The organism is Actinopolymorpha sp. B11F2 (assembly GCF_040195635.1).
Classification (GTDB): Bacteria; Actinomycetota; Actinomycetes; order Propionibacteriales; family Actinopolymorphaceae; genus Thermasporomyces.
Window position 1 is genome coordinate 113,640 of sequence record NZ_JBEFTX010000003.1, and the last position, 24,741, is coordinate 138,380.

Annotated in this window: 25 protein-coding genes; 6 read left to right on the forward strand and 19 right to left on the reverse strand. The window is 67.7% G+C overall.

Annotated features, from left to right (window positions below):
- Window positions 1-53 precede the first annotated feature (53 nt).
- Window positions 54-1,214, forward strand: coding sequence for an enolase C-terminal domain-like protein (locus ABN034_RS06930; RefSeq protein ID WP_349690152.1), 1,161 nt, complete (start codon window positions 54-56; stop codon window positions 1,212-1,214).
- 11 nt (window positions 1,215-1,225) lie between these two features.
- On the opposite strand, the gene ABN034_RS06935 is transcribed toward ABN034_RS06930, so the two are convergent.
- Window positions 1,226-1,861, reverse strand: a complete 636-nt coding sequence (locus tag ABN034_RS06935) for a sulfotransferase family protein (RefSeq protein WP_349690153.1) — start codon at window positions 1,859-1,861, stop codon at window positions 1,226-1,228.
- A gap of 43 nt (window positions 1,862-1,904) precedes the next feature.
- Window positions 1,905-2,582, reverse strand: a complete 678-nt coding sequence (locus ABN034_RS06940; protein ID WP_349690154.1) for a Crp/Fnr family transcriptional regulator — start codon at window positions 2,580-2,582, stop codon at window positions 1,905-1,907.
- A gap of 80 nt (window positions 2,583-2,662) precedes the next feature.
- Here ABN034_RS06940 and ABN034_RS06945 point away from each other — a divergent pair, with 80 nt between their 5' ends.
- Window positions 2,663-2,932, forward strand: a complete 270-nt coding sequence (locus tag ABN034_RS06945) for a YciI family protein (RefSeq protein WP_349690155.1) — start codon at window positions 2,663-2,665, stop codon at window positions 2,930-2,932.
- On the opposite strand, the gene ABN034_RS06950 is transcribed toward ABN034_RS06945, so the two are convergent.
- The 3 genes from ABN034_RS06950 to ABN034_RS06960 form a co-directional block, all read right to left on the reverse strand.
- Window positions 2,918-3,709 (reverse strand): phytanoyl-CoA dioxygenase family protein, encoded by a 792-nt coding sequence (locus tag ABN034_RS06950; RefSeq protein WP_349690156.1) that lies wholly within the window; start codon window positions 3,707-3,709, stop codon window positions 2,918-2,920. The genes ABN034_RS06945 and ABN034_RS06950 overlap by 15 nt on opposite strands.
- Before the next feature lie 66 nt (window positions 3,710-3,775).
- Window positions 3,776-5,134, reverse strand: a complete 1,359-nt coding sequence (locus ABN034_RS06955) for an FAD-binding protein (RefSeq protein WP_349690157.1) — start codon at window positions 5,132-5,134, stop codon at window positions 3,776-3,778.
- A 63-nt stretch (window positions 5,135-5,197) separates the two neighbouring features.
- On the reverse strand, window positions 5,198-6,004 hold the full coding sequence (locus tag ABN034_RS06960) for an alpha/beta fold hydrolase (RefSeq protein ID WP_349690158.1): 807 nt from the start codon (window positions 6,002-6,004) through the stop codon (window positions 5,198-5,200).
- Window positions 6,005-6,114: 110 nt separating this feature from the next.
- Here ABN034_RS06960 and ABN034_RS06965 point away from each other — a divergent pair, with 110 nt between their 5' ends.
- Window positions 6,115-7,446 carry an aminotransferase-like domain-containing protein gene (locus tag ABN034_RS06965; RefSeq protein ID WP_349690159.1) on the forward strand — a complete coding sequence of 444 codons (1,332 nt, stop codon included), beginning with the start codon at window positions 6,115-6,117 and terminating at the stop codon, window positions 7,444-7,446.
- Between the two features lie 108 nt (window positions 7,447-7,554).
- Here the strand turns inward: ABN034_RS06965 and ABN034_RS06970 are convergent, their stop codons facing one another.
- The 4 genes from ABN034_RS06970 to ABN034_RS06985 form a co-directional block, all read right to left on the reverse strand.
- Complete coding sequence (locus ABN034_RS06970; RefSeq protein WP_349690160.1) at window positions 7,555-8,070, reverse strand: DinB family protein; 516 nt, start codon at window positions 8,068-8,070, stop codon at window positions 7,555-7,557.
- Between the two features lie 151 nt (window positions 8,071-8,221).
- Window positions 8,222-9,832: a glucoamylase family protein gene (locus ABN034_RS06975; protein WP_349690161.1), complete on the reverse strand. Its 1,611-nt coding sequence runs from the start codon at window positions 9,830-9,832 to the stop codon at window positions 8,222-8,224.
- Between the two features lie 24 nt (window positions 9,833-9,856).
- The gene (locus ABN034_RS06980; protein WP_349690162.1) at window positions 9,857-11,059 is read right to left on the reverse strand and encodes a LacI family DNA-binding transcriptional regulator; all 1,203 of its coding nucleotides are present in this window, start codon (window positions 11,057-11,059) and stop codon (window positions 9,857-9,859) included.
- A gap of 89 nt (window positions 11,060-11,148) precedes the next feature.
- A complete protein-coding gene (locus tag ABN034_RS06985) occupies window positions 11,149-11,676 on the reverse strand; it encodes a hypothetical protein (protein WP_349690163.1) in 528 nt (175 codons plus the stop codon).
- Window positions 11,677-11,848: 172 nt separating this feature from the next.
- On the opposite strand from ABN034_RS06985, the gene ABN034_RS06990 reads away from it, so the two are divergent.
- Window positions 11,849-12,610: a hypothetical protein gene (locus ABN034_RS06990; protein ID WP_349690164.1), complete on the forward strand. Its 762-nt coding sequence runs from the start codon at window positions 11,849-11,851 to the stop codon at window positions 12,608-12,610.
- Here ABN034_RS06990 and ABN034_RS06995 read toward each other — a convergent pair whose 3' ends face one another.
- The 6 genes from ABN034_RS06995 to ABN034_RS07015 all read right to left on the reverse strand — a co-directional run bounded on the left by ABN034_RS06995 (window position 12,611) and on the right by ABN034_RS07015 (window position 18,171).
- On the reverse strand, window positions 12,611-13,501 hold the full coding sequence (locus tag ABN034_RS06995; RefSeq protein ID WP_349690165.1) for an FAD binding domain-containing protein: 891 nt from the start codon (window positions 13,499-13,501) through the stop codon (window positions 12,611-12,613).
- Complete coding sequence (locus ABN034_RS07000; RefSeq protein WP_349690166.1) at window positions 13,479-15,797, reverse strand: xanthine dehydrogenase family protein molybdopterin-binding subunit; 2,319 nt, start codon at window positions 15,795-15,797, stop codon at window positions 13,479-13,481. The genes ABN034_RS06995 and ABN034_RS07000 overlap by 23 nt, the downstream gene beginning before the upstream one ends.
- Window positions 15,785-16,315, reverse strand: a complete 531-nt coding sequence (locus ABN034_RS07005) for a (2Fe-2S)-binding protein (protein ID WP_349690167.1) — start codon at window positions 16,313-16,315, stop codon at window positions 15,785-15,787. The genes ABN034_RS07000 and ABN034_RS07005 overlap by 13 nt, the downstream gene beginning before the upstream one ends.
- 144 nt (window positions 16,316-16,459) lie before the next feature.
- Window positions 16,460-17,218, reverse strand: a complete 759-nt coding sequence (locus ABN034_RS07010; RefSeq protein ID WP_349690168.1) for a hypothetical protein — start codon at window positions 17,216-17,218, stop codon at window positions 16,460-16,462.
- A gap of 202 nt (window positions 17,219-17,420) precedes the next feature.
- Window positions 17,421-17,900, reverse strand: coding sequence for a hypothetical protein (locus ABN034_RS34295; RefSeq protein WP_502878982.1), 480 nt, complete (start codon window positions 17,898-17,900; stop codon window positions 17,421-17,423).
- On the reverse strand, window positions 17,797-18,171 hold the full coding sequence (locus tag ABN034_RS07015; protein WP_349690169.1) for a hypothetical protein: 375 nt from the start codon (window positions 18,169-18,171) through the stop codon (window positions 17,797-17,799). Before ABN034_RS07015 ends, ABN034_RS34295 begins: the two co-directional genes overlap by 104 nt.
- A 556-nt stretch (window positions 18,172-18,727) precedes the next feature.
- Between ABN034_RS07015 and ABN034_RS07020 the strand changes: the two genes are divergently transcribed.
- Window positions 18,728-19,612, forward strand: coding sequence for a DUF6454 family protein (locus tag ABN034_RS07020; protein WP_349690170.1), 885 nt, complete (start codon window positions 18,728-18,730; stop codon window positions 19,610-19,612).
- Here ABN034_RS07020 and ABN034_RS07025 read toward each other — a convergent pair.
- Both ABN034_RS07025 and ABN034_RS07030 read right to left on the reverse strand, forming a co-directional pair.
- Window positions 19,591-20,382, reverse strand: a complete 792-nt coding sequence (locus tag ABN034_RS07025) for an SDR family NAD(P)-dependent oxidoreductase (protein WP_349690171.1) — start codon at window positions 20,380-20,382, stop codon at window positions 19,591-19,593. The genes ABN034_RS07020 and ABN034_RS07025 overlap by 22 nt on opposite strands.
- Window positions 20,383-20,402: 20 nt before the next feature.
- Window positions 20,403-21,101, reverse strand: coding sequence for a DUF998 domain-containing protein (locus tag ABN034_RS07030; protein ID WP_349690172.1), 699 nt, complete (start codon window positions 21,099-21,101; stop codon window positions 20,403-20,405).
- A gap of 201 nt (window positions 21,102-21,302) precedes the next feature.
- On the opposite strand from ABN034_RS07030, the gene ABN034_RS07035 reads away from it, so the two are divergent.
- Window positions 21,303-23,288 carry an ABC transporter substrate-binding protein gene (locus ABN034_RS07035; RefSeq protein ID WP_349690173.1) on the forward strand — a complete coding sequence of 662 codons (1,986 nt, stop codon included), beginning with the start codon at window positions 21,303-21,305 and terminating at the stop codon, window positions 23,286-23,288.
- Here ABN034_RS07035 and ABN034_RS07040 read toward each other — a convergent pair.
- Both ABN034_RS07040 and ABN034_RS07045 read right to left on the reverse strand, forming a co-directional pair.
- A complete protein-coding gene (locus ABN034_RS07040; protein ID WP_349690174.1) occupies window positions 23,278-23,550 on the reverse strand; it encodes a hypothetical protein in 273 nt (90 codons plus the stop codon). The two genes, ABN034_RS07035 and ABN034_RS07040, sit on opposite strands and share 11 nt — an antisense overlap.
- A gap of 5 nt (window positions 23,551-23,555) precedes the next feature.
- On the reverse strand, window positions 23,556-24,638 hold the full coding sequence (locus tag ABN034_RS07045) for a hypothetical protein (protein ID WP_349690175.1): 1,083 nt from the start codon (window positions 24,636-24,638) through the stop codon (window positions 23,556-23,558).
- Between the last annotated feature and the right edge of the window lie 103 nt (window positions 24,639-24,741).

Sequence of the window (24,741 nt, forward strand, 5' to 3'; positions counted from 1 at the left end):
CTCGTTCCAGCGCCGCCCCGCTTCCCGAGCCAGATCGACGAGAGGTGATGTCCGTGAACGCCGTGATCGAGAGCGTGTCCGTCAGTGTGTTTCGTACGGTGTCGAAGACATCCAGGGACAGCGACGGGCACACCCATCCCGGCGAGGCCCACGAGGTACGGCAGGCACTGCTGCGCGTCATCGACAGCGACGGCGCGACTGGGTACTGCCTGACATCGGCAGACCAGCTCCGGGAGCCGATCCTCGCCGGCCACGTCAGGAACATCCTTGTCGGCCAGGACCCGAGCGACCGCGAACGCCTGTGGCACGCGATGGCCCAGACCCAGCGCGGGTCCGGCGGCGGGTTCACCGACCGGGCGCTCGGATACGTCGACATGGCGCTCTGGGACCTTGAGGGACGCCGCCTCGACATGCCGGTGTGGAAGCTGCTCGGCGGTGGGCGGAGCAAGGTGCCCGCGTACGCCAGCACCATGTGCGGCGACGAGATCGCGGGTGGCCTGGCGACGCCCGAGGACTACGGCGCCTTCGCCGAGCAGCTCGTCGCCCGTGGCTACAGCGCGATCAAGCTGCACACCTGGATGCCGCCGGTGTCGTTCGCGCCGGACATCGGCATGGACGCGAAGGCCTGCGCCGCGGTGCGCGAAGCGGTCGGGCCGGACGTGCCGCTGATGCTCGACGCCAACCACTGGTACAGCCGGCTGCAGGCACTCACGCTCGGTCGGTCGCTGGAGAAGCTCGGTTACTACTGGTACGAAGAGCCGATGGAGGAGGCCTCCATCCAGTCCTACAAGTGGCTTGCCGACCAGCTGGACATTCCGGTGATCGGCCCGGAAACCGCGTGGGGCAAGGGATTCACCCGCGCCGAGTGGATCGTCGCCGGAGCGTGCGACATCGTCCGGGCCGGAGTCGGTGACTGCGGCGGCATCACGCCGACCATGAAGGTCGTCCACCTCGCGGAGGCGTTCAACATGGAGTGTGAGATCCACGGCGGCGGCGCCGGCAACCTCGCCGTGTTGGGCGGCACGATCTTCGGCCGGTGGTACGAACGCGGCCTGCTGCATCCGCACTACGACTACGACGAGGTGCCCCCACACCTCAACTCCGCGATCGACGAGTTGGACGCCGAGGGCTTCGTCCACATGCCGACACGTCCAGGGCTGGGACAGGACCTCAACCTGGCCTACATCGAGGAGAACACCATCACCCGTTGGTGAGTCTCGCCGTCTCAGGACGCGTCCGCGGCCCGGATCCGGTCCTTGGCGTACTGGCGTCGTTGGGCCGTGGTGTTGAGGCACGGAAAGGGTTCTGACGGGATCGGGACGTCGACTGCCTGGCACAGCGGTGGCCATCCCTGCTCGGCCTGCCAGACCAGCAGGCGCGAGGACGGGACGGTGGTGCGTACGTTGTCGATGTGACGTTCGTACGCCTCCACGGCCTGTCCTTCGTCGTCCCAGTGCGAGCCGATCTCCCGGGCGAGGAGTTCGAGGCTCATCGCGTGCCGGGACTCCCTGCCGGGTTCCGGTGGCCGCCGGACGCGGGGGAGGATGTTCTCGTCGAAGCTGCGCCACCAGGTGCCCGCGTCCTTGCGTACGGACAGCAGGATCAGCGCGTCAGGGAAGGCGGCGCTGATCTCCCGCCAGAAGCTGGACACCGGCCAGTCGACGGCGGCCGTGCATCCCTCGAACAGTGAATGCCACTCTGGCGGCTCGCCGCGGAGAGCGCCGCGCCATTCCGCGACGTGATCGTCGTGCTCGTTGACCGTACGCATGTGGTAGCAGTCGCCACCGAGGAGGGTCATCAACGCGGCTCGCAGGGAATACGTGCCGGTTCTTGGGAAGCCGGCACCAATCACTTTCAGCATGCAGAAATCTCCCATGGTGGTCGACGGGAACGTGGTCGGACTTCTAACGCGACGAGGAAGCTGCCCGATGGGCAAGGAGTTCCGGGGCCAGCACGATGACGGCGCCTGGCTCGATCCGGATGAGCTCGTCACGTGCGAGGTGGCGAAGGGCTCGGTTGGTGGTCACCCTGGTAGCGCCGATGGCCTCTCCGAGGCCCTGCTGCCCTTGGGGCAGAGGGATCCTTCGCCCATGCGTGGCGGTGGCCTGAACGAGCCAGATCGCGGCCCGGGTGGTGGCGTCGTCAAGGGTAGCGCGGATGCGTTCGGTCTGGTGGTGGCGTACCTGTGCGGCGAGGTGGGCAAGGACGTGACGGCGTACGGCGGGAACGTCGTCGACGAGGGCCAGGACCTCGTCGCGGGGGAATCGCCGGAGTCGGGTGGTGCCGCTTGCCTGCCAGGTGGCGGTGTGGCCACCGCGGTCGAGGACGGCGGCCTTGTCCACCGCGCAGGGTGCGTGGAAGTCGCCGAGATTGACGCGGCGTCCCTGGGTGCTGTCATGGAAGGCGGTCAACGCGCCAGATTCGACGACCAGCAGGTGGGACGCCGGTTCGCCGCGGGTGGCGGCCACAGTCCCGCTGGCAATGGTACGAACAGCTGAGTGTGCGGCCAGCCTTCGGAGTCGCTGGTCGCCAAGCATGCTGAACAGCGGCACAGTCGCCAACGCGCCGATCTGGTCCCTCACGGCCCCATCCTCATGGCCCACCTCGAGCCCAGTATCGCGCGATACAGCCACCGGCCCGTGGAAGGCCCTACCGTGCGGGCATGTTCCTCCTCGAACTGAAGTTCAACGATGACTCCCGACGCATCGAAGCACGTCCGGCCCACCGGGCCCGCCTTCAGCAGTTGTACGCCGAGGGCCGGCTCGTGATGGCGGGACCATGGGCCGATGACTCCGGTGCCGCGTTGGTGTTCGACACCGACCGCGCGGGCGTGGAGCAGATCCTGGCCGACGACCCCTACTACGCGACGCCGGGTGTCGAAGTCGTGAGCGTCCGCGCCTGGAATCCGTTCCTCGGGTCAGGAGGACGCTGACGGGCCGAGGTGCGTGACCGGTGGTGTGGCGAACTTCGGCGTGTCGACGAGTGCCCTCCACGTGTCAGAGTCCTTGTCGTACCACCGCACGTCCTCCCGGTGATACTGCAGCGCGTAGGCCAGCCGCGGCCGGTCCATGCTGTTGGGGCCGGATCCGTGCACCGTCCACCGGGTGAACGCGACGGCATCGCCCGCCCGCATCCGGATCGGTAGGCAGTGCAACGGATCGACGTCGACCTGCCGGTGACTGTCGCCGTCGTCGCTGGTACGGGAGTCGAGCTGTTCGCGATGCGATCCGGGCATGATCTGCAGGCAGCCGTTCTCGGGCGTCATGTCCTCGAGTGCGACCCAGATGTTGATCGAGCCGAGCGCCGGGTCGTGCCGCGTGTAGTTGTTGTCCTGGTGGAGATGGAATGTTCCACCACCGCCTCCGGCCTTCACGGCCGTGAACGGGAGGTACCGGATCGCTCGCCCGCCGATCAGCCGGGACGCCACGTCGAGTGTCGCCGAGCCGTTGATGAGGCTGTCGAGCAGGGAGTCCGCGAGGTACTGCGGGCACTGGCGAAGCTTGTCCGCGGTCTTCGTGGCCCGGGCGAGAGACTCCCTCGACACGCCGTTGGCCTCGAGAACCTCGAACACCTCGGTACGCAGGGCATCGACGGCATCGGCCGACACGAACCCAGGCAGGCAGAGGAATCCCTGCGCGGCATAGAAATGGACCTCGCTGTCGGTCAGTGTCAGGGGTTTCACTACTGTCGCGCGATCCGGGACCGGCATGGGCATCCTCCGAGGCAGGCTAGCCAGGGCGTGCGGCGGTTCTCATCATCTCGCGAACGCCCTGTCTCAGAACACCTCGTAGCCGGGAGTAAGGCAGTGCGCCGGGTCGAAGCGTTCCTTTGCGCTGCGCACCACCGGCCACCTGGCACCGAAGTGCTCCTCCCACTCCGAAGGGGTGAGAGGGAAGGCGCTCACGGGATAGACCACCCCGCCAGCGGCACGGATGCGGGGATAAAGCGCCCGGTTCTGTTCCAGCATGTGTCCGACCTGCTGGGTATCGGTCGAGGCGAACCGGATGAGGTTGAAGGTGAACACGACTTCGCCGGCGGGCATCGTCACCAACGGCGTCCTGATCGCGTCAACGGTCAACGGGTAGAACGTGACGAGACCGTGCACGCCGACGTCCTGGGGCTCGATGTCGGCAAGGACGGCGGCGGCGGTCTCCTCCGCTGCCGAACCAGGCAGGAAGGTCAGCCACCACGGGTGCGCGTTCGCCCACTCACCCGTCGTACGCAGGAGTTCTTCGAACTTGTCGAAGGCCTCCACGTACTCGCGATACGAAAGGTCGTCGATCTGGGCCTGGGCGCGGTCGTCCGCGAGACCGGCCAGCACCGCGTCGTCGTCCGGCTGGTCGCCTGACGCGTGGAAGACCACCATCTCCAGCTGGTGTCGCCAGCGACCGTCGGGGGCGAGGATCGAGCCTTGGAGATGGTCCGCGCGACCCTTTCGCAGCAGCAGCCGCTGGTCGGCGGCCAGGCTTTCCAGGTCCGGGTAGACAAGGGCGTACCTGCGGGCCCGATCGGGAGCGGCGACGAGCGACAGCGTCGCGCGGGTGATGAGGGCGAACTGCCCGAGCCCGGCGCGTACGCAGTCGAACAGCTCGGTGTTCTCCTCCCTCGAACAGGTGAAGACCTTGCCTTCACCGGTGACCACCTCGAGCTCGCGCACATTGTCGGTCGCCATGCCGTACCTGTGCGTCGTCCCGCCGATTCCGCCGACGGAAAGTGTGCCCCCGACGGAAAGGTCGAGGTAGTTCGTGAGGACCGGCGGCGTGAGCTTGCGCGGCAGCGTGGCGGCGAGCACCGAACGCCACGTCGCACCCGCGCCGACGACGATGTGATCCTCGCCGACGCGATGGATGTCGCCGAAACCTGTCATGTCGATGACGATGCCGGTGTCGACCTGTGAACGGCCGAAGGTGGAATGGCCTTGTCCGCGGGCGGCGACCTTCCACCCGTTGTCCGCCGCCCATCTGGTGACGAGGGCGATGTCCTGGACCGAGCCAGGGCGCAGCACCGCCAGCGGCATGCGTTCGACCACGTGCCCGAAGTCGTCGGCGGCGGCCGCTCGGACCTCGGTGTCCAGCGACAGTTCACCGTCGAGCGGCGGTAGTTCTGTGAGCGGAAGACTGCGGGCTTCGTTCACGGCGTTCTCATTCACGTCGGGGTTGGTCACCGGACTCGCCACCAGCCAGCTGAAAGATCGAGGCTAAGCGGTTCTGGGCAGGGAGTGAAGCAGTTTCTCGAACGCGGCGTTGAACTCACCGGGGCGTTCGAGGTTGGGCATGTGCCCCACTCCGTCGACGATCGCGAGTGTCGCGTCGGGAATGCGTTCCTGGATGAGCCTTGCGTCACTGACCGGGGTGAATTCGTCGGCGCTGCCCACGACAACCAGCGTCGGCACGCAGATGCGGGCGAGCATGTCCACGTAGTCGCGTCGTTCGGCTCGCCCGCGCAGCGCGGCCGCGGCTCCCGCCGAGGACGTACGCCGCATCATGCCCAGCACGTGCGCGGCGACCTCCGGCATGGCCTCGAGAGTGCGCTGTGCCACCATCCCGGGGAGGAGTTCGGTGGCGTAGCCCTCCATGCCCTCGCGGAGCACCCTGTCGGCGGTGTCGTTGCGTACCTTCTTGCCGTGTTCGGTTTCCCCGGCCGCGAAGGTGTCGGCGAGAAGCAGCGCACGCACCCGGTCCGGAAACAACCGGTAGTACTCCATGACGATCTGCCCGCCCATCGACAGGCCGCCGATGACGTGGTGACCGACTCCCAGATGCTCGAGCAGGTGGGCGATGTCGCGGGCGAACGTCTCCAGCGTGGTGAGTCCTGGAACGACGGTGGATTCGCCGTACCCGCGAAGGTCCGGGACGATCACCCGCCACCCCTGCCTGCTGAAGTGTGCGACCTGTGGATGCCACATCGAGCGGTCGAACGGATGGCCGTGGACGAGGACGAGTGGTTCGCCACTGCCCTCGTCGGTGTATCCCACGGTGATTCCGTCCAGGGTCACCTTGCTCATCGGTGTGATCCTCTCCCCGCTGCGGCTTGACACATCGATGCTATGCGGGGCAATCTCTCCTATCAATAGGAATAATGCTCTCGGTGCAATTCTCGTGAGGGTGTCAGTGCATGGACGACTACCGAGCGATTGCCGACCAGATCGCCGCCGATGTCGCGGCGGGGCGGCTGCGTCCGGGGGATCGGCTTCCACCGCAGCGTTGGTTCGCCCGGGAGCGCGGTATCGCCAGTTCCACCGCCGCACGGGTGTACGGCGAGCTGGTACGACGCGGCCTTGCCGTGGGCGAGGTCGGACGCGGGACCTTCGTACGTGCCGCGACAGGCCCGGTCGAGCCGGCGCTCGCCGAACCGGCAGCGGCCGCACGGGTCGACCTGGAGCTGAACTTTCCCGTCCTCCCCGAGCAGGCCGGACTGCTCGCGAAGAGCCTCGCGAGCCTGGTGCGCCCGGACGTGTTGGAGGCGACCCTGCGGCCGGTGGGCGCGGCCGGAACGCCGAGGGCCCGGCAGGCGGCCGCCGCACTGCTGGCGCGCGGCGGCTGGGCACCCGACCCGGCGGACCTGCTCTTCGCGGGTAATGGCCGGCAGGCGATCGCGGCAGCCATCGCGGCACTCGTCCCGCCCGGTGAACGGCTCGGGGTCGAACGGCTCACCTATCCCGTGGTCAAGGGCATCGCCGCACGGCTCGGCGTCACGCTGGTACCGCTGGCCATGGACGAGGCCGGCGTGATCCCGGACGCCATCGCCGAAGGCCGACCACTACGCGCGATCTACGTCCAGCCGACGTTGCACAACCCGCTGGGCCTCACGATGCCGGACGAGCGACGGGCAGCGCTCGCTGCCGCCATCCGCCAGCAGGGGATGTACGCGATCGAGGACTCGATCTACGGGTTCCTACGCCAGGACCTGCCTCCGCTCGCGGTGCTCGAGCCCGAGCACGTCATGGTCGTCGACAGTCTCTCCAAACGGGTCGCGCCCGGGCTGACGCTGGGCTTCGTCGTACCGCCCCGCCGCGTCGCCACCGATGTCGCCGCCGCGCTCAGGTCGGGGACGTGGACGGCCACCCGGTTCGCCCTCGACGCCGCGACCTGCTGGATGAACGACGGAACCGTCGCCGCGATCTGCGAAGTCAAACGCGAGGACGCGGCCGCGCGGCAGCGGATCGTAGCTGACCGGCTGGGCGCGTTCGACCTTCGTACGGATCCGCATGCGTACCACTGCTGGTGGGAGCTTCCAGAACCCTGGCGGGCGGACACGTTCGTGGCGGCGGCCGCACGCCGGGGGATCGCGGTGACGCCCGCCGGATCGTTCACGGTGTCGGCGGGGCATGTCCCCAACGCCGTGCGGCTCGCCCTTGCCTCGCCACCGAGGGACGTGTTGGCAACGGCCCTCGACACCCTCGCGCAGCTGGCGGGCCACGCACCGGAGGACTCAGGCCTGGAGTGACTGGCGGGCATGGGACCGGGCGACTGCCTCGGGACCGGTCAGTCGGCGTCGCCCGGTTCGACGGCAGGATTCGGCGCCGGGTTCGACGGCAGGTTTCGGCGCCGGGTTCTACGGCAGGTTCGACGAGAGGTGGCGGCTGGCGTCGAGGAGGTGGTGGCGTACCTCGTGCAAGGTGTGGACCGCGACCCAACGCAGGCTGCGTACGGTGGGTTCGGGGTAGTTGTAGACCAGCGTCCGCTCCCAGTCGGCCCGGCCGAGCCGGCTCAGCACGTGGGCGAACAGCTGCGCCGCGTCGGTGAGTTGTCTGGCCACGTCGGCGGGGTTCTGGTCGGCATAACCGTCGTGCTCGACGCGTTCGTCGCGGCCCATCGGCTCCGGTGCCGGTGCCGGTTGCTGGGTACGGCGAGCGTGCAGCACGCGTTCCCGCTGGACGAGCAGGACGTCTCGGAGATGGCAGCCGTACTCCAGTGGAGACCAGACCGTGGGAGCCGGCCGGGTGGTCACCGCAGGGTCGGTACGCCGGAGGAGAGTCGCGTACTCCTCCGCTCCCGCGCGGATCGAAGGACCCGCCTCCGTGGCCCCGCCCAGGTCATAGGTGAACCCGCACTCGTTGCATTGGTCCATGCCCGCACCCTAGTCAGCTGTCATCCGCCGCCGAACCACAAATGACCACGCTGCCCATGCCCGCGGTCCGTGGACAGGTGCCGACACCTGTCCCGGCTTCCGCACGCATGGGCAGCGTGGTCATTTACGGCCCCCGTTGCCCGCCCCGGGTTCACTGTCCCGCGCTGAACCTCTCCATCTGCATGAGCGGCTTCAGCTCAATCTTCACCTGGTCAGAGACGAAGTAGCCACGGAGCGAGTCGTCGTCGAGGAAGTTGCCGAGCGCGCCCATGATCATGCCCTGGTCGAGGGACAGGTACCGCGTGGCGACCGTTCCCGACCGGACCGCGATGGCGTCGTAGAAGCCGCCAGGCCCGTACGCGTCGAAGTCGGCCCTCAGGTTGGCGAGGTTCTCGAGCGACGCCTGCGGGTCGTACTCCAGAGCGAGGAACACCGCGTGCGGCGTCACCACACCGTCGCCGTAGGCCGTCGGCTCCGGCTCGGCCGCCCGGCAGTCGAGGTACGCCGGCGTGACCGTCGTACGCTCCTGGTCCGACGTGTACCCGCCCGCGGTGGACGAGCCGCCGTCGATGCCCAACTGGTCGACGCCGTACTCGCGGTAGCCGCCGGCCGGGTTGCTGGACGGCGAGAAGCCCCAGTAGCCGTACTTCGCCTCGTCCATGCCGTGCTCGATCTGCGCCTGGACGTACAACGGGTGGTTCACCCGCCAGGAGTGCGTACCCCAGTCGGACTCGGGCACGAACAGGCCAGGCATGAACGCCTCGAACATGTCGCCGCCCCACGACGGCACGATCCGCTTGCCGCGGTACTCGAAGGCGCCCTCGAAGACCTCGACGCCGAGATAGGTCCGCCACTCACCGACCGGCACCTGCTCGGTCCACGACCAGTCGCAGGTCGGCGGGAACGTCCGCCACGGCCCGAAGTAGTGCTCGCGAGGAATCTGCCCGGTGGCGATGCCGATGTAGGAGGCGATCCGCGGCTCGGAGTTGAACGCGCCGTAGTGGTGGCAGGTGTACCAGACGTCCGGCCCGCGGTCGCGGTAGTTGCCCACGATCGAACACTCCGTGGGCTCCTCGTCCCAGAATCCGCCACGGATCAGGCCCGCCTCGACGTCCTCGCCCTTGGCCTTCGGGTCGTAGTAGAAGCCGAAGTCCATGGACTTGCGCAGCGTACGAGCCTTCGACGTCAGTCGCGGCTCCGCCCGCTCGACCACCATCAGCGCCGCCGCCAGCCAGCCGTTGTCGACGCTGGACAGGAACGGGCGGATGGGATCGCCGCTATCCGGCCACGCCCGCAACACCTCCAGCGTGTGCGGGTCGTACCAGTTGTAGAACATGCCGGAGTCGTCATGCCGGTTGAGCCGGGCCACCGTGTCGATGGTGGTGGCAAGACGCTCGCGCGCGTCAGTCCTGCCGATGAGGCCGAGGTCGCGCGCGACGATGGTCGACCACATGTACGCACCGACATTCGTCGGCGAGGTGTAGCCGCCGCGGCCCTCCGGATCGAGGTCGCCGGTGATGTTGTCGTCCGGGAGGCCGGTCTCCGGATACACCATGGCGTCCATCGAAGCCCAGGTGTCCTCGGCATACGTTCTGAGCGTGGTCTGGTCCGCTGCCGTCAGTTTCTCGCCGGATCTCGAGGCTGTCGCTGAAGATCCGGACGAGGAGCCTGCCGGGACAGCGGCCGCCGCCGAAAAGGCGGGTAACGCGAGGGCGAGCGCCCCAGCGGCCGCGGCGGCGACCACGCGTCGAGTGGTGGGCATGAACGTACCTCCTGGCAAAGTCGGTCAGCCGGTGCGGCCGACGTGGAGAGGAGCGGTGCCTTGGGTACTTCGGGTGCTGCCTGGTGCGCTTCGTGGTGCGCTTCCTGGTGTGTCGGTCCCCGCATGTGACCCACAGCTCGTACGGACGACAAGCTGAGTGGGAAGTACGTCGTGGAAGGGTGCCGCGGCGGTGCCTTCGACACGAGCGTGGAGCAGCCGGGCCGCCCGCTCACCGAGCTCGCGCATCGGCTGCCGCACCGTCGTCAGCGCGGGACGGGCGTGCCGGGCGGCCATGATGTCGTCCCACCCGGTGACGGCGATGTCGTCCGGTACTGCGAGACCACGCTCCTCTGCGGCCAGTAGCGCGCCAAGCGCGATCTCGTCGTTGGCGCAGACGAGGACATCCGGCAGTGTCCGGCCCCTGCGGTCTAGCACTCCGCCCGCCGCTTCGTAGCCGGCTTCCTCGTCGAGCGGGCAGCGCACCGGACGACTCGGCGGCCGGACGCCGACCTCGCGGAGCTTCTCCCGGAGCGCGACCCACCGCGCGTGCGTGTCGGGGGAGGACGCCTCGTCGCCGAGGAACGTGAAACGGCGATGGCCGTGGCTGACCAGGTGCTCGACGAGGGCGCGGGCGCCGCCGTCGTTGTCGGCCGTGATGGAGTCGATGCCGGCGACGGCAGGGCGGGCCAGGAGGACGAGCCGGCGACCAGTCGCGGCGATGTGGCGTACGGCGTCGTCGTCGACGGTCCGCCCGAGGACGACCATCCCGTCGACGCGCGAGGCGAGGTCGAGCACCATGTCGCGAGCAGCCGGCCGCTCGTGCGTGGCGAGGATGAGGACGGAGCGGCCGAGCTCGGCGGCCACCTCCTCGTAGCCGAGGACGACCTCCGCGAAGTACGGACCGGACAGGTCGGGGAAGACGATGCCGTGCGCCGCGTGCCGGCGTTCCGCGAGCGACCGGCCGAGTCGGCTGGGCGTGTACCGCAGGTCGTCCACGGCGTCGAGGACCCGCCGGCGGGTGGTGGGCGCAACGCTGGAACTTCCGCGGAGGACGCGCGAGACCGTCGCGATGGACACGTCCGCGCGGGCCGCGACCTCGTAGATCGTGACGCCGGTGCCGGCGTCCGCGTTGTCGGTCGTCGCGGTGTCCCCGGCGGGCGCGGGGTCCTGGTGTGGCGAGGACGCCGTGTCACCGCCATCCGAGGTGCGCTGTGTAAGCGCTTTCATGGTCCCGGAGTATGGCAGCACGCAGGCGGCGTGACACCTGTCGTACCGATCATGGCCAAGGATGGTTCGCGAAGCCCTGTGACCTGCAGCTACGCGCAGGCGACTGGTGGATCGGCGCGCGGCCACCGCTCGACGTCGTTCTGGACTCGCAGATAGGCGCCGTCAGGATCGGACGGCGTCAGCCAGAGTTGGAGTTTGCCGGTCCGGTAGCCGGTGTCGGCGGCGTCGTCCGGGAGAGTGATGTGTCGCCGGAGACCCTTGTCGTACCCGCCATCCAGGACATCCTTCGGATCGCGGACGTATTGTCGTACGCCCTCGATCGTCTTGGACACGGTCCCGGGTGGCCAGCCGAGATGGAGCAGGACGGCGCTCTGCCACCCGCAATGCTCGGGACCGGCGATGCTGTTCAGCTCGGTTCCCTCGACCGATCGACCATTCTTGGTCCAGGTCGGGCCGGGGAATGGCGCGGGTGGGGAGAAGTAGTCGCCCACATCGTCGCCCGCTCCGTTGGTCGAGGGTGATGGCGATGCCGAACGAGGTGACTCGGCAGGGCCGGCCTGGGTCCCACATGCCATCAAGACAGCGGCCAGCACCATCGTGGCGATTGTCGTCCTCACCTTCACGTGACGCATCCACCGCCCGCGAGGTTGCCACTGCGCGCGGAACGACCAGGCTGGCGGAAATCGGCTCGCCAGGATCATTCCTGCCAGCTTTGTACATATGCCTTGAACTTCGACGGCCTCCCATTGACCATGTGCGCACCCGTTCCTCGGTCCCAGGAGGTCACGCATGCGGCTCAAAGTCCTCTCCGCCATTGTGGGTGCGCTCGGGCTCATCCTGGCGCTCCCCGCGAGCGCTGGTGCAAGTCACTCCTGGGGCAACTACCACTGGGCACGTACCCAGAATCCGTTCACGCTGGCCCTGGGCGACAACGTTTCCAGTGCCTGGGACTCCTACCTGTCGACGGCGAGCAGCGACTGGAGCAAGTCGTCCGTCCTCGACACCAGGGTCGTCGCTGGAGGCGCTAGGTCCAAGAACTGCCGGCCGACGAGCGGACGCGGCGAGGTGTGCAACGCGGCGTACGGAAACAACGGGTGGCTTGGCGTCGCCCAGATCTGGGTGAGCGGTAACCACATCACGCAGGGAACGGTCAAGCTCAACGACACCTACTTCAACACCTCGACCTACAACACCCCGGCGTGGCGCAACCTTGTGATGTGCCAGGAGGTCGGCCACGTCTTCGGCCTCGACCACCAGGACGAGAACTTCGACAATCCGAACCTCGGTACGTGCATGGACTACACCAGCGACCCGGCCAGCAACCAGCACCCCAACGCCCACGACTACGCACAGCTCGAGACGATCTACGCCCACCTGGACTCCACCACCACGGTCGGATCATCCACGGCCGGCCACGGTCGGTCGGGGCTGCACTCGCGGGCCGAGTGGGGGCAGGCACTTCACCGGACCGCGGACGGTTCCGAGTCCCTCTACGCGCGGGATCTTGGGCAGGGTGAGAAGGTCTTCACGTTCGTCTTCTGGACGCCGTGATCACCTCACCTGCGAGATCGCGTCCCGGGCGCGCCGGACGAGCGCTTCGCCCAGCTCGATCTTGAACGCCGAACCTGGCAGCGGTGTCGCACCGCCGAGCCCGCCGTCGGGAGACTCCAGCAGCCAGGGGATCGGCGCGACGCCGGCGAGGGCGATGCGTACGTCGTCGCCTCGCCGTACCGCCGCCACACCGACGAGCGGGAACGCATACCGCGCTCGGTCCATCGCCTTGAGGTAGGTGCTGGCGTCCGGCCGGGGCACGTCGAGCTCGAGGATCAGTTCGCCCCGCCGGAGCGTGGTGTTGCTGCGGTTGTCGTCGGTCGGGAGCCGGTACAGGTCGGCGATGGGGAGTTCCCGTTGGGTGGTACGGACCGTCGCCCCCAGAGCGACCAGCGCGGCCACCGGGTCGGACGGATGTGCGGAGGAGCAGTGGCTGTTGCCGAACACGGCGTGCTCGTCGCCGCGGCCGGCGCGGGCGAGGCACCGGTCGCCGCCGGCGAGCCAGCAGCTCTGGCCGAGCCGCCAGTACCAGCAGCGGGTCGCCTGCAGCAGGTTGCCGGCGATCGACCCCATGCCGCGGATCTGCGGGGACGCGGACAGCCGGCAGGCTTCCCGCAGGGCATCCGGGACGCTTTCGGGGGCGTGTTCCAGCTCGGCGAGCGTGGTGCCCGCGCCGATCCGCACACCCCCGCCCTGCCCGTCTGCACCGTCGTACGGCTCGATTCCGCGTGGCACGACCGCACGCACGTCGACGAGGGTGTCGGCCGAGAGCAGCCCGTCGCGAAGGAGCGGTACGACGTCGGTGCCGCCGGCGAGCGGCACCGAACCGTTGTCGAAGCCGGCTCCGCCCAGCTCGGCCGGGTCGAGGCTAGACAGTCGCTGGAGCTTCATGGCGTTCCCTCGCTGCCTTGTTGTCGGCCCGGTCGGCCCGGTCGGCCCGGTCGGCTCTGTCCGCTCTGTCGGCCGCGTCGCGAAGCGCCCGGAGCATCGCCTCGCGGTCGATCGGGAGCTCGTGGACGTCGGCTCCGGTCGCGTCCCGAATGGCGTTGGCGATGGCAGCGGCGGTCGGGATGATCGGCGGCTCGCCCAGTCCCTTCGCGCCGAGGCTGGTGAGGTTCGGATCGGGAACGTCGACGAGCTCGGTGATGATCTCAGGGACGTCGGCGATCGTCGGCATCCGGTAGCTGTCGAGCGTCTGGGTGAGGACGACACCGGTCGCGGGGTCGAGGAGCCGTTCTTCGGACAAGGTGTGTCCGATGCCCTGGATCACACCGCCCTCGAGCTGGCTCGACGCGCCCAGGGGGTTGATGACCCGGCCGACGTCGTGGATCGCGGCCAGCCGCTCCACCCGGATCTCGCCGGTCTCGATGTCGACCGCCACCTCGGCGACCTGCACCCCGAAGGTGTGGACACCCATGCCGGTGGGGTTGGGGCCACGCGCGCCGGTGCCGAGGATCTGCGCGTTGCCGAGCAGGCCGAGAAGCTCCTCGACCGGCCACGACTCGGCGCCGTCGGCCGTCTCGATCCGACCGGCCCGCAGGCTCAGCTCCTCCGGCGTGCGTTCGTACCGCTGGGCCGTGATGTCGAGGATCTGCCGCCGCGCGTCGCCGGCGGCAGCGCGCACCGCCGGGCCCATCGACGGGGTCGTCGACGAGCCGGCCGCGGCGACCGCGTACGGCCCGCGATCGGTGTTGCCGAGCACCAGATCGACGCTCTCCAAGGGGAAACCGAGCTCCTCGGCCGCGATCTGCGACATGGCTGTGCGTGAGCCGGTGCCGATGTCCTGCATGGCCGTCACCACGGTGGCGCGGGCATCGGAACCGACCCGCACCCACGCATACGACGGAGGTCCGCCGCCGCCGTACCAGATCTGGCTCGCCAGACCGACGCCTCGCCGCCATGGTCCCTCGCTGCGGGCGCGTACGTCGTGTCGGCGGTCCCAGTGCTTGTCGGCGAGGTCGTAGCAGTCCAGCAGGTGGTTGGCGGAGTACGTCACACCGGACGCCGGGTCCGAGCCGGAGTAGTTGCGGCGGCGCACCTCCAGCGGGTCCATCTTCAGCTTCACCGCAAGCTCGTCGACCAGGCACTCCAGGCCGAACGTCCCCTCGACGAAGCCGGGTGCGCGGAACGCCGCCATCGGTGGGGTGTTGAGCTTTGCGGCGTACTCGACGGTACGCACGTTCGGGCAGGCGTACAGGGTCTGCATCGGGCCGGCGGTCGAGGCCATCCAGCCGTTCCACCCGAGGGCCGCCACGAAGTCGCCGCCGAGCGCGACGATCGTGCCGTCGCGCTTGGCACCGATCGTGAGGCGTTGGATGGTGGCGTTGCGGTTGCCGGCGGCGAGGTTCTCCTCCCGGCGGGTGAGCGCGCAACGAACGGGACGGCCGGTGCGCCTGGCGAGCTCGGCCGCGATGAACGTGTAGTGGCCGGCGTCGTTCTTGGCGCCGAAGCCGCCGCCCATGTACTCGCAGATCACCCGCACCTTGTCGGCGGGAACCTTCAGCGCGCGGGCGACGCCGCTGCGGACGCCCCAGATGTCCTGGGTGGACGTGTGGACGACGAGCGTGTCGCCCTCCCATGCGCACACGGACTGGTGGGTCTCGAGCGAGTTGTGCAGCACGGTCTGGGTGCGGTACTCCGACTCGACCACGACGTCCGCCTCGGCGAGCGCGGTGTCGAAGTCGCCGCGGGCATAGTGGCGGGGGTCGGAGGTGAAGTGCTCCCGGCGTACGGCGTCGTCCGGGTCGAGGACCGGTTCCAGTACCTCCCAGTCGACCTCGACCAGGTCCAGCGCGGCCCGGGCCTGGGCGAAGCTGTCGGCCGCGAGGGCGGCGACGGGTGCGCCGTGGTAGCCGGCAAGCTCCTCGACCTCGGGCGCGTCCCCGGGTCCGATCGCGGCCCGGACACCAGGTGCGTCGAGCGCGCGGGTGAGGTCGATCGCGCGTACCCGGGCATGGGCGTGGGGCGAACGCAGAACGGCTGCGTGCAGCATGCCGGGCAGGCGTACGTCGGCGGTGTAGATCGCCTCACCCCTGGCGCGGGCCGGCGCGGACTTGCGCAGGGCCGGGCGTCCGACGACGTCGCGCGGACCGGCCGGCCACTGGTCGAGCGAGTCCTCGTCGACCACCAGCCAGATCGTTTCGTACCGGCCTTCGACTTCCTTCTCGGTCTTGATCAGGCGCGCCACGAGAGGATCGCCTCCTCGATCTTGGGGTAGGCGCCGCACCGGCAGATGTTCCCGGCCATCGCGTGCCGGATCTCCTCCCGGGTCGGCTCGGGGTTGCCCTCCACGAGGGCGGCGGCGGACACGATCTGTCCAGGCGTACAGAATCCACACTGCAGGGCGTCACAGCGGACGAACGCGTCGACCATCGGGTGGTCACGGAGGCCCTCGATCGTGGTGATCTCGGCGCCGTCGACGCTGTGGGCGAGGGTGAGGCACGACAAGGTAGGCCTGCCGTCGACGAGGACCGTGCAGGCGCCGCAGTGGCCTTCACCGCAGGCGACCTTGGTGCCGGTGAAGCCGAGGTCGTCGCGGAGGACCTCCGCGAGCGTCTGGCCCACCGGCGCGTCGACGTCGTGGCGCTGGCCGTTGAGGCTGAACCTGGTAGTTCCAGGGCTGCCGGCGGCGCGGTTGGCGCCCCCGTCGGCGTGGGTGGCGGAACCGGTTACGGCGTCGGCAGGCGACGCGGCGTCGGCCGTCACCGCAGGCTCCGGCGACGCATCCGCGGGGAAAGCTGGCGGTCGGTGTCCATGGCGGCCCCTTTGTCGAACGTCTGACGCAGCCCCCCGCCTGTCCCATCGTCCCGGATGCGTCCTCAGGACACAACGCCCGAGACCTGGGCCCTGTCAGTGACGTCCTCGCCTGCGGTGTTGCCTCGGCACCGTCCGACCCTCGTCAACCTCGTCGTAGTCGGCGTCGTAGGCGGTCTCGACCTGCGGCGAATCGTCCGAAGGCAGCGGGGTCTTCCCGGCGACGTCGCGGACGCCTTCCCCCGCGCTCCTGCCCGCGTCCCCGACACCCTGGCCGACCTCGCTGGCGCCCTTCCCGGCTCCTCGCCCGACCTCGCCTACACCTTCGCCGGCGCCTCGGCCGACTTCGCCTACACCTTCGCCGGCGCCTCGGCCGACCTCCCGCACGCCCTCGCCCGCACCCTGGGCGACCTCACGGACCCCTTCCCCAGCGCCACGGCCGACCTCACGGACCCCTTCTCCCGCACCCTGGCCGACCTTCTCCACCCCTCGGCCGATGGGCCTCGTCAGGGACGTCAGGATCTCGGGGTTGTTGTCGATGGTCCGCATCACCCGGTCGACGATCTGTGCCACCTTGTCGAGCTTCACCTTGAGCATGGCCTGGGCGCTGACGTTCTCGATGTTCAGCTCCACCTTGCCGAGGGTGGCGTCCGCGCCGACATGAATCTCCACGATGTCCAGCACTCTCGCGTGCAGGTCCACGTGTGCCTCGAGGTCTTCCACGTTGAGGGTGATCTTCTCGACTCCGAGGTCGGGAATGCTCAGGAAGACGTCGGGGTCCTGGTTGGAACCCAGCCAATCCTGCGCACTCGCATCCTCGAGACTGTGGGCGCGGTCGGCGTCGCTGTCAGTCACTCTGGAACCCCCATGACTTTCCCGGCCTAGGACTACCTACCCTCCGCTCCTGCTGATGAACAGGTGAGTATGCCGACGACCATGAGAAGGACGCCGAACGCAAGGAATCCACGGTCGTACGCAAACCCCACGTTGTCTGCGAGCAGACGAATCCGTGCCACGGGAGCACGAGATCAGTACCGCCTTCGCGGCCGGCCCGCACTCACCGGATCGTCGTCCGATCCCACAGGTCCGCCGCGTTCACCGCTGCGGCGGCCAGGGAGGCGGGCGAGCTGTCCGATCTCGTCAGCATCAAGCCAGGAAGCAGTTCTGCGGCTTCGACCAGCAGAGTTCCGGCGCCACAGCATGGGTCGAGCACGTGATCACCCGGCCGCAGCCGGGCGCGGCCGCCATGGCGGGCGGCGACCGGCGGATGCAGTGTGCCCGGAACCGATGCCTGTTTCCAGGTGCGGCGATGAAGCGGATGCCGGGCCACACACCCTGGCGAGGGCGACGGCGTCATCGTCTGAGACACGGCAAGGCCTACATATTGTGTCTGCCGGTGTGCGAGATGTAACGAATGGCCCTGCCCACCGCGTTCACCGGCGAGCAGGGCTGTCAACGATGAGGGTTGATCTTTGCCATTTGTCGAACGCGCATGGTTCCCCGCCGGCGCGCAGGAGGACCTGCACGGTTGTGGCATCGCCACCGACGTCGAGCTTCATCGAACAGTCGGCATGCTCATCGGACCTGTTGCCGCTTGAGCGTTCGTTGGTGCATCCGCTGTCGCCGCACGGCCGTACCCGCATCTCGATCACGTACTCGCTGCCGCGTGCCAGCCGTTTGAAGATCAGTCGATTTGCTTGCCACTCGCTGGCTGTGCCGACGACCTGACCGGATGCGGTGCGAAGGGTGGCTTCGGCGAAGAACTCATCGGCGTGCCTGCCAGCCATCTGCTCGTTGGCCGCCGCCACTACGAGCGTAGAGTCACCGGATGGGACTGGCTTCTGGTTGTTGTCCGCTGCAACAGTCCGGTCCGCGGTCTCAGGGCGGCAGCTTGGCAACGCTGTGAGGGCGAGAAGTAGGAGAACTGCTGTGGCTCGGCTCCGCATGCCCCTCTGACGCCTCAGTGGCGTCGGCTGGTTGCCTGGCCGACGGCCCCTCTTTGCGCCGCGCATCCGTCACCTTGCTCGGGCAGTTGTTCTAGCTGGTGACTCAGAACAGGAACCCGAACCCGTTCCAGTCTCCCAGAGCCGACGTGCGCACCTTCTCGAATAGTAGGAGCCGACTCCGTACATCGTCAGATTCGCGTGCTGCTCGTCCTAGGTAGAATCCGGAGCCCGCTGAGACCAGGGCCAGGTCGAGGCGGGGGAGACCCGCGGCGCCGGAGTCTGCCGCCACATGGTGCCTGCCCGGGCGATGGAGGAGGAGCACCCTGACGACGCTACGTGCGTTCGCGTCGACTCTGACGCCGGTTTCCTGTCCAGCCGTAAGCCGGAGAGACGTGCGACGAATCCAGTGGAGAGCGACGTGACGTCGGACAATGCGCAGGCTGTGCCCGCGGATGATCCGGTGACGGTGGCTTTTGCCAGAACAACCGCAGCGACCCGCTGGCGGCTGAACCGCAGCATCCCCCTGCGGTTCCCGACCCATCATCCGCAGGGTCTCGCCCTGATCGGCGACACGATTGTGCTGTCCACGGTCGAGGTGGTCGAGTGGCCAGTGCGGCGCCCGCAGCTCGCCGACGGCCACGATCGTACGCCTGGCAAGGGAATCGGCCATCTCCTCCTCATGGATCGCGAAGGAAATCTGCGAGCCGACATCGAGATCGGAGACGGCACGATCTACCACCCGGGCGGCATCGACTTCGACGGTGAGTCGGTGTGGGTGCCGGTCGCGGAGTATCGCCCGGACAGCAGGTCGATCATCTACCGGCTCGACATGTCCACCTCGCGGGTCACGCCGGTCTTCGAGGTCGATGACCACATCAGTGCGATGGTGCGCGACCGGATCACCGGAAACCTGCACGGGATGAGCTGGGACGCCCGCGCGATGTACGCGTGGACGCCGGACGGCACAACGCTTGCGCGCCAGGCGAACGAGGATCATCTTGTCGCCGTGCAGGACGCCAACTATGTCGGCTGGCGCAAGCAGATCTGCACCGGTGTGGCATCCCTACCGACCTCTGACGGCGGCCGCTACGAGCTGGGCTCCGTCGTGCTGCGCGACCTGCGGGACAACCGGATCCTCCACCAGATCCCGTTTCCGTACTTCTCGAGCGCCGGCCACGTGATGACGCGCAACCCCGTGGCACTCGAGGTTGTCAATGAGACCTTGCGCCTGTTGGCCGCTCCCGATGACGGGAATGAAGGATCAGGAACCGAGCTGTTCGTCTACGAGGCACTCATGTCATAAGCCGTCCGCGGCCGCTGGGTGGCGAGCTTGCCGCCGCTCACGTCGATGAGCGTGCCGGTGATGTACTCCGCCTGGTCGGACGCGAGGAAACACACCAGGTGGGCGATGTCCTCAGGCGAGCCCCATCGGCGGATGGTCAGCATGTCCAGAAGCCGATCCTGGACCTCGTCGGGGCGTTCGGCGAAGTGGTTCATGTCGGTGGGGATCATGCCTGGTGCATAGGCGTTCGCGGTGATGTTCCACGGCCCGAGCTCACCGGCGATGGCGCGCGTGAAGTGTGCGACGGCGGCCTTGGCGGATGCGTACGCCGCGCCTCCCACGCTGGGGACGATCGCGGCGAACGACGACGCGTTGATGATGCGACCCGAGCGCTGCTTCTTCATGACCGGGATGACCGCCTTGCACATGAGGAAAGTGCCGGTCAGGTTGACGTCCTGGCAGGAGTGCCACCGCTCCACCGGGAGGGTGTCGACCGGACCTCCCGCGGCGACGCCGGCATTGTTGACGAGGATGTCGATACGTCCGTGGCGGCGTACGACCTCGTCGACCACCTCCTGAATGCGCTCGAGGTCGGTGACGTCGCCGACGAACTGGCTGGAGGGTACGCCGGTGTCGGCGAGTTCGGCACCGAGGGCGTCGAGATCTTCCTGGTTGACGTCGATGGCGACCGTGGTGACGCCTTCGCTCGCCAACCGCAGCACGAGCGCGCGTCCGATACCGCGTCCGCCACCGGTCACGATGGCGACGCGTCCTCCGAGATCGATGTGCATGCACGCCCTTCCTTTCGTGATCAGGATCGCAACGGACGGTCCCTCAGCAGTAGAACGGCCAACAGCAGGAGCCACGTCCACCCGACGGTGATGGTGAGGCGCTGGAGCAGGCCACCGATCTCGACCAGACCGGCAACCTGGCCAAAAGCGAGACTGGCAAGGACGAACCCGATGGTGAACACGACGCCGGTCAGCGCCGAGTAAATCGCCCACCCGCGCCTTCCCCACCGGCTGAACCGGCGTACGAACACGAAACAGGCGATCGGCAGGCCCACGAACACCGGGATCGAGAACAGGTCATGAAGGAGGGCGGGCACGCTGCTGTACCCGACGAGCTGGTCAGGGGTGCCGGGTGGATAGCCGCTCACGGGATCGGTGGGGAAGATTCCCGCGCCGATCAGGCCGATGCCGTACGCACCTATCAGCACAGGTCCCCACGTCGAACCGCCCCAAGGTCGCAGTGCGCGCCACAGCCCGACCGCAAAGGCGACCGACAGGATGCCGGCGACGAGAAAGTTGGCGACCTGCGTCCATCCGTACGCACCGAGTGCCAGGGAACTGACCGGATGGCGCACCGGGTTGTAGTCGGCCCGGGTGGCACCCTCGACGACCCACGCCAACGTGAACAGTGGGCCCGCGACCACGCCGCAAACGAGCAGCGCTCGGGTGATGGCCGGGGGGCGAGCGGGCCGGGTGGCCGTCGGTCCCGAAGTCGACATGATGACATCGAGCATAGGACGTCCCGTGTCTCCCGCGGGTGTCGTGGCGGACTGGCCCGAACCGGCCAGGACGCGTGGCCAGATTGGTGCAGCTCGATTGACGTCGGATCGCAGGATCATCAGACTTCGGGACTCCAACGTTGTAAACAGCGTGGCGTACTACCACGCGACGTGAACGGGTGAAACCTGGAGGGGGACCGGATGTCGATCGGAGACCTGGGGGCGCACAGGCCGACCCGTCGGGATGTTCTTCGCTCCGCAGGCGGCGCCGTGCTCGCCGCGACGTCGTTGGTCGGATGCGACCTGTTGAGCACGGATCCGGCGAGCGACAGGAACGGGGGCCCGCGCGGCAAGAAGGGCAAGGAGGCGCCCGAACTCGCCGCCCAGGTGAAGGCCGGCGCACTGCCACCGGTCAAGAACCGCCTGCCGGAGGAGCCGCTCGTGGTCGAGCCAGCGCAGGAGGTCGGCGTCTACGGCGGGACGTGGAACACCTTCATCCAGGGCATCGACGGTGCGTCGGTCTACGAGAACATCGGCTACGACGGCCTCGTGCGTTGGGCGCCCGACTTCACCGGCATCATCCCGAACGTGGTGTCCTGGGATGTGGCGGCCGACGGCAAGGAATACACGCTCCACCTGCGCAAGGGAATGAAATGGTCGGACGGCAAGCCGTTCACCACCGACGACATCGCATTCGCATACGTTGACGTCTTCAGCAACAAGGAACTCTCGCCAGTCTTTCCCCAGTGGCTCGCCCCCGGGGGCACGCCGGCGAAGTTCGAGAAGGTGGATGACGTCACGTGCAGGTTCACCTTCGCCGAGCCGCACGCGTTCTTTCTGGAGCACCTGGCAAGTCCGGAGGGCAACCTTCTCGCGGCGACGCCCAAGCACTACCTGCGACAGTTCCACAAGACCTACACCCCCGAAGTCGACGCGCTCGTGAAGGAGGCGAAGCTCACCAAGTGGAGCGAGCTCTACTTCGGCAAGGGGGGAGACGGCACCTCTGGTCTTGCGATCTGGCAGAACCCCGACCTGCCCGTCCTTCTCCCATGGGTCGTCTCCACGGCGCTGACGAAGAATCGCCTGGTGGCCAAGCGAAACCCGTACTACTGGAAGACCGACCCCGACGGTAGCCAGCTGCCATATCTCGATCAGGTGGTCATCGAGGTGGTGACGAGTCCCGAAACCGCGACCCTGCGGGCGAGCAACGGGGAGTTCAGTCTTCCCTCGACCGACGTCCTGACGCCGGCCAACAAGCCGGTCTTCGCACAGAACGCGGAGAAGGGTGGCTACCACCTCATCGACCAGCTGACCTCGGACATCAACGGAGGTGTGATTTGCCTCAACCTCACCCACGAGAACAGGCGGCTGCGCGAGGTGTTTCAGAACAAGGACTTTCGGATCGGGCTTTCCTACGCCATCAATCGCTCCGAACTCATCAAGGCCGTGCACCAGCGTCAGGGCGAGCCCTATCAGTCGGCGCCTCGACCGGAGTCGGACTTCTACGACGAGCAGTTGGCCAGGCAGTACACCGAGTACGACGTTGCCAAAGCCAATGACCATCTCGACCGGGCCGGTTACACGGAGCGGGACGGCAGTGGATTCAGGCTGCGTCCGGACGGCGAGCGGATCACTTTCACTGTCGAACTTCCGACCGGTTTCGACCCGAGCTACCCGTCCACAGCCGAGCTGATCCAGGGATACTGGAAGGCTGTCGGCGTCGAGATGAAGGTGAAGTCGCAGGGTGGGCCGCTGTACTGGGAACGACTTTTCGCCAATCAGCACGATGCCGTCATCTACAGTGCCGAGAACGGGCTGCGGGACGCGATCCTTGATCCTGGCTGGTTCTTCCCGGTGGGTGGCCGCTGCTACTACGCCCGGCAGTGGGCGGACTGGTACGCCACCGATGGTGAGGCGGGCGAGAAGCCACCGGCCGCACCGCTCCAGCAGATGGAGCTGTACGACACGATCAAGACGACCGCCGACGATGCCGAGCGGCGTCGGCTCTTTGGTGAGATCCTGCGCATTTCCACCGACGAGTTCTACACCATCGGAACGGTTTTGATCGCCGGTCGCTATTCGATCGTGCAGGACACTTTCCGCAACGTCCCCGAGCCGATTCCGGAAGGTTCGCTCTATCCCGACCCGGCGCCCGTGGGACCCGAGCAGTTCTACGTCAGGGACTGAGTTCTGTGTCGTCGGCAGTGGTGTCCTCGGCGGATGGGCGGAGCGAGTCTGTGGTCTCCATCGCGTCTTGGAAGATCTCGTTGTAGGCCGAGTTGGACAGCATCTCGACCGAGGTCTGGCGACCCGATGCGAGCTCGTCGGCCATTTCGCGTACTCGTGGGTCGCTCGACGTCAGTGCGGCCTCGATCGCTGCCTGACGGGCGGCGCGGGCTCGACTTGTCAGTTCGTGGACCTGTACCCGAATCGCATCGAGGTCTGGCATCGTGGTCACCACTTCTTCTCTGGATGGTCGTAGACGACGATCGATTCCATGCGGCAGGGCGGCTCCTCCTTGAAGAGTGGCCTGGCCCGCTCTTCAAGGCCCTCTTTCGCCAACCCCAGTGTCTGGGCAATGAGGTTCAAGGCGTGCTCGATCAGTTCGAGAGCCTCGCCGCCCTTGATGAACAGCCGGGTCAGACCGGCCCAGCCAAGGGGAATCGCGAGGTCGAGGATGATATTGATGCACTGGCTCACGATCTGGTGCACCTCGAAGAGATGCTCGGCGATGCTCCGATAGCCGTCGAACAGATACGACTTGTAGTAGTCGATTTCCGCCTCAGTGGCGGCGGCGAAGGTCGCGAAGTGGTCTTCCGCGGCTCCTTGCGCACGTCCCCGCCAGTAGTCGGCGAGATGAGTGTATTCCCTGGCTTGGAACGCCCACATGTGATGGACGGCAGTGCCGCATCGGCGCCATGCCTTGGCGGCGTCTCGCCAGGCCTCCCAGTTGCCGAAGTAGAACTCCATCACCTCTTCGACCGGATCGATGCCGTAGCCGGCCTTGAGGATCTTCCGGACCCAGTGACTCGGACTCAGGAGGTTCGACCAGAAGTCCAGTTCCTTCTGAACGAAGTTGAGGTCTATCCCGAGATCGTCGTCGGCGTCCTTGCGCTCGGCTTCGGTGACAAGATCGACGACGGCGTCTTCGTCGACATTGAAGACCACGTGTGGATCCTTGGCACTGCCATCCGGGACACCGTAGTGATTGACGGTATCCGGATAATATTGCTCGAGCTTCTCGGCCGACTCGCGATCTGTGTAGACGTAGAAGTGGCCTGCGCTGTTCAAACCTTCCGCACTACCGTTGGCGACTCTCCTCATGTGGCCGAGGCGCGCGTCCGCGCGAACGAGGAGGTAGGCGTGGAGCGTGCCGACGAGGTTTGCGGCGTAGGAGTTCGGCACATGAACGGCCAGCTGCCAGGCGCCGAGGTCGCCGTTGGTCAGGTATCGCTGCAGGTACTCGGCGTCCTTCGCGTACTGGCCAAGAAGCGCGCTGTAGCCATACAACCCGTCGGGGTCGACGTAGAACGCCACCAGTCCTCCGTCTCGAAGACGCCTCGAAAGGACGAGCGTTCCAGACCCGCGCTTACAGCGGACTTACATCGGACCTACATCGGACCGGCCGACACACGGGCGA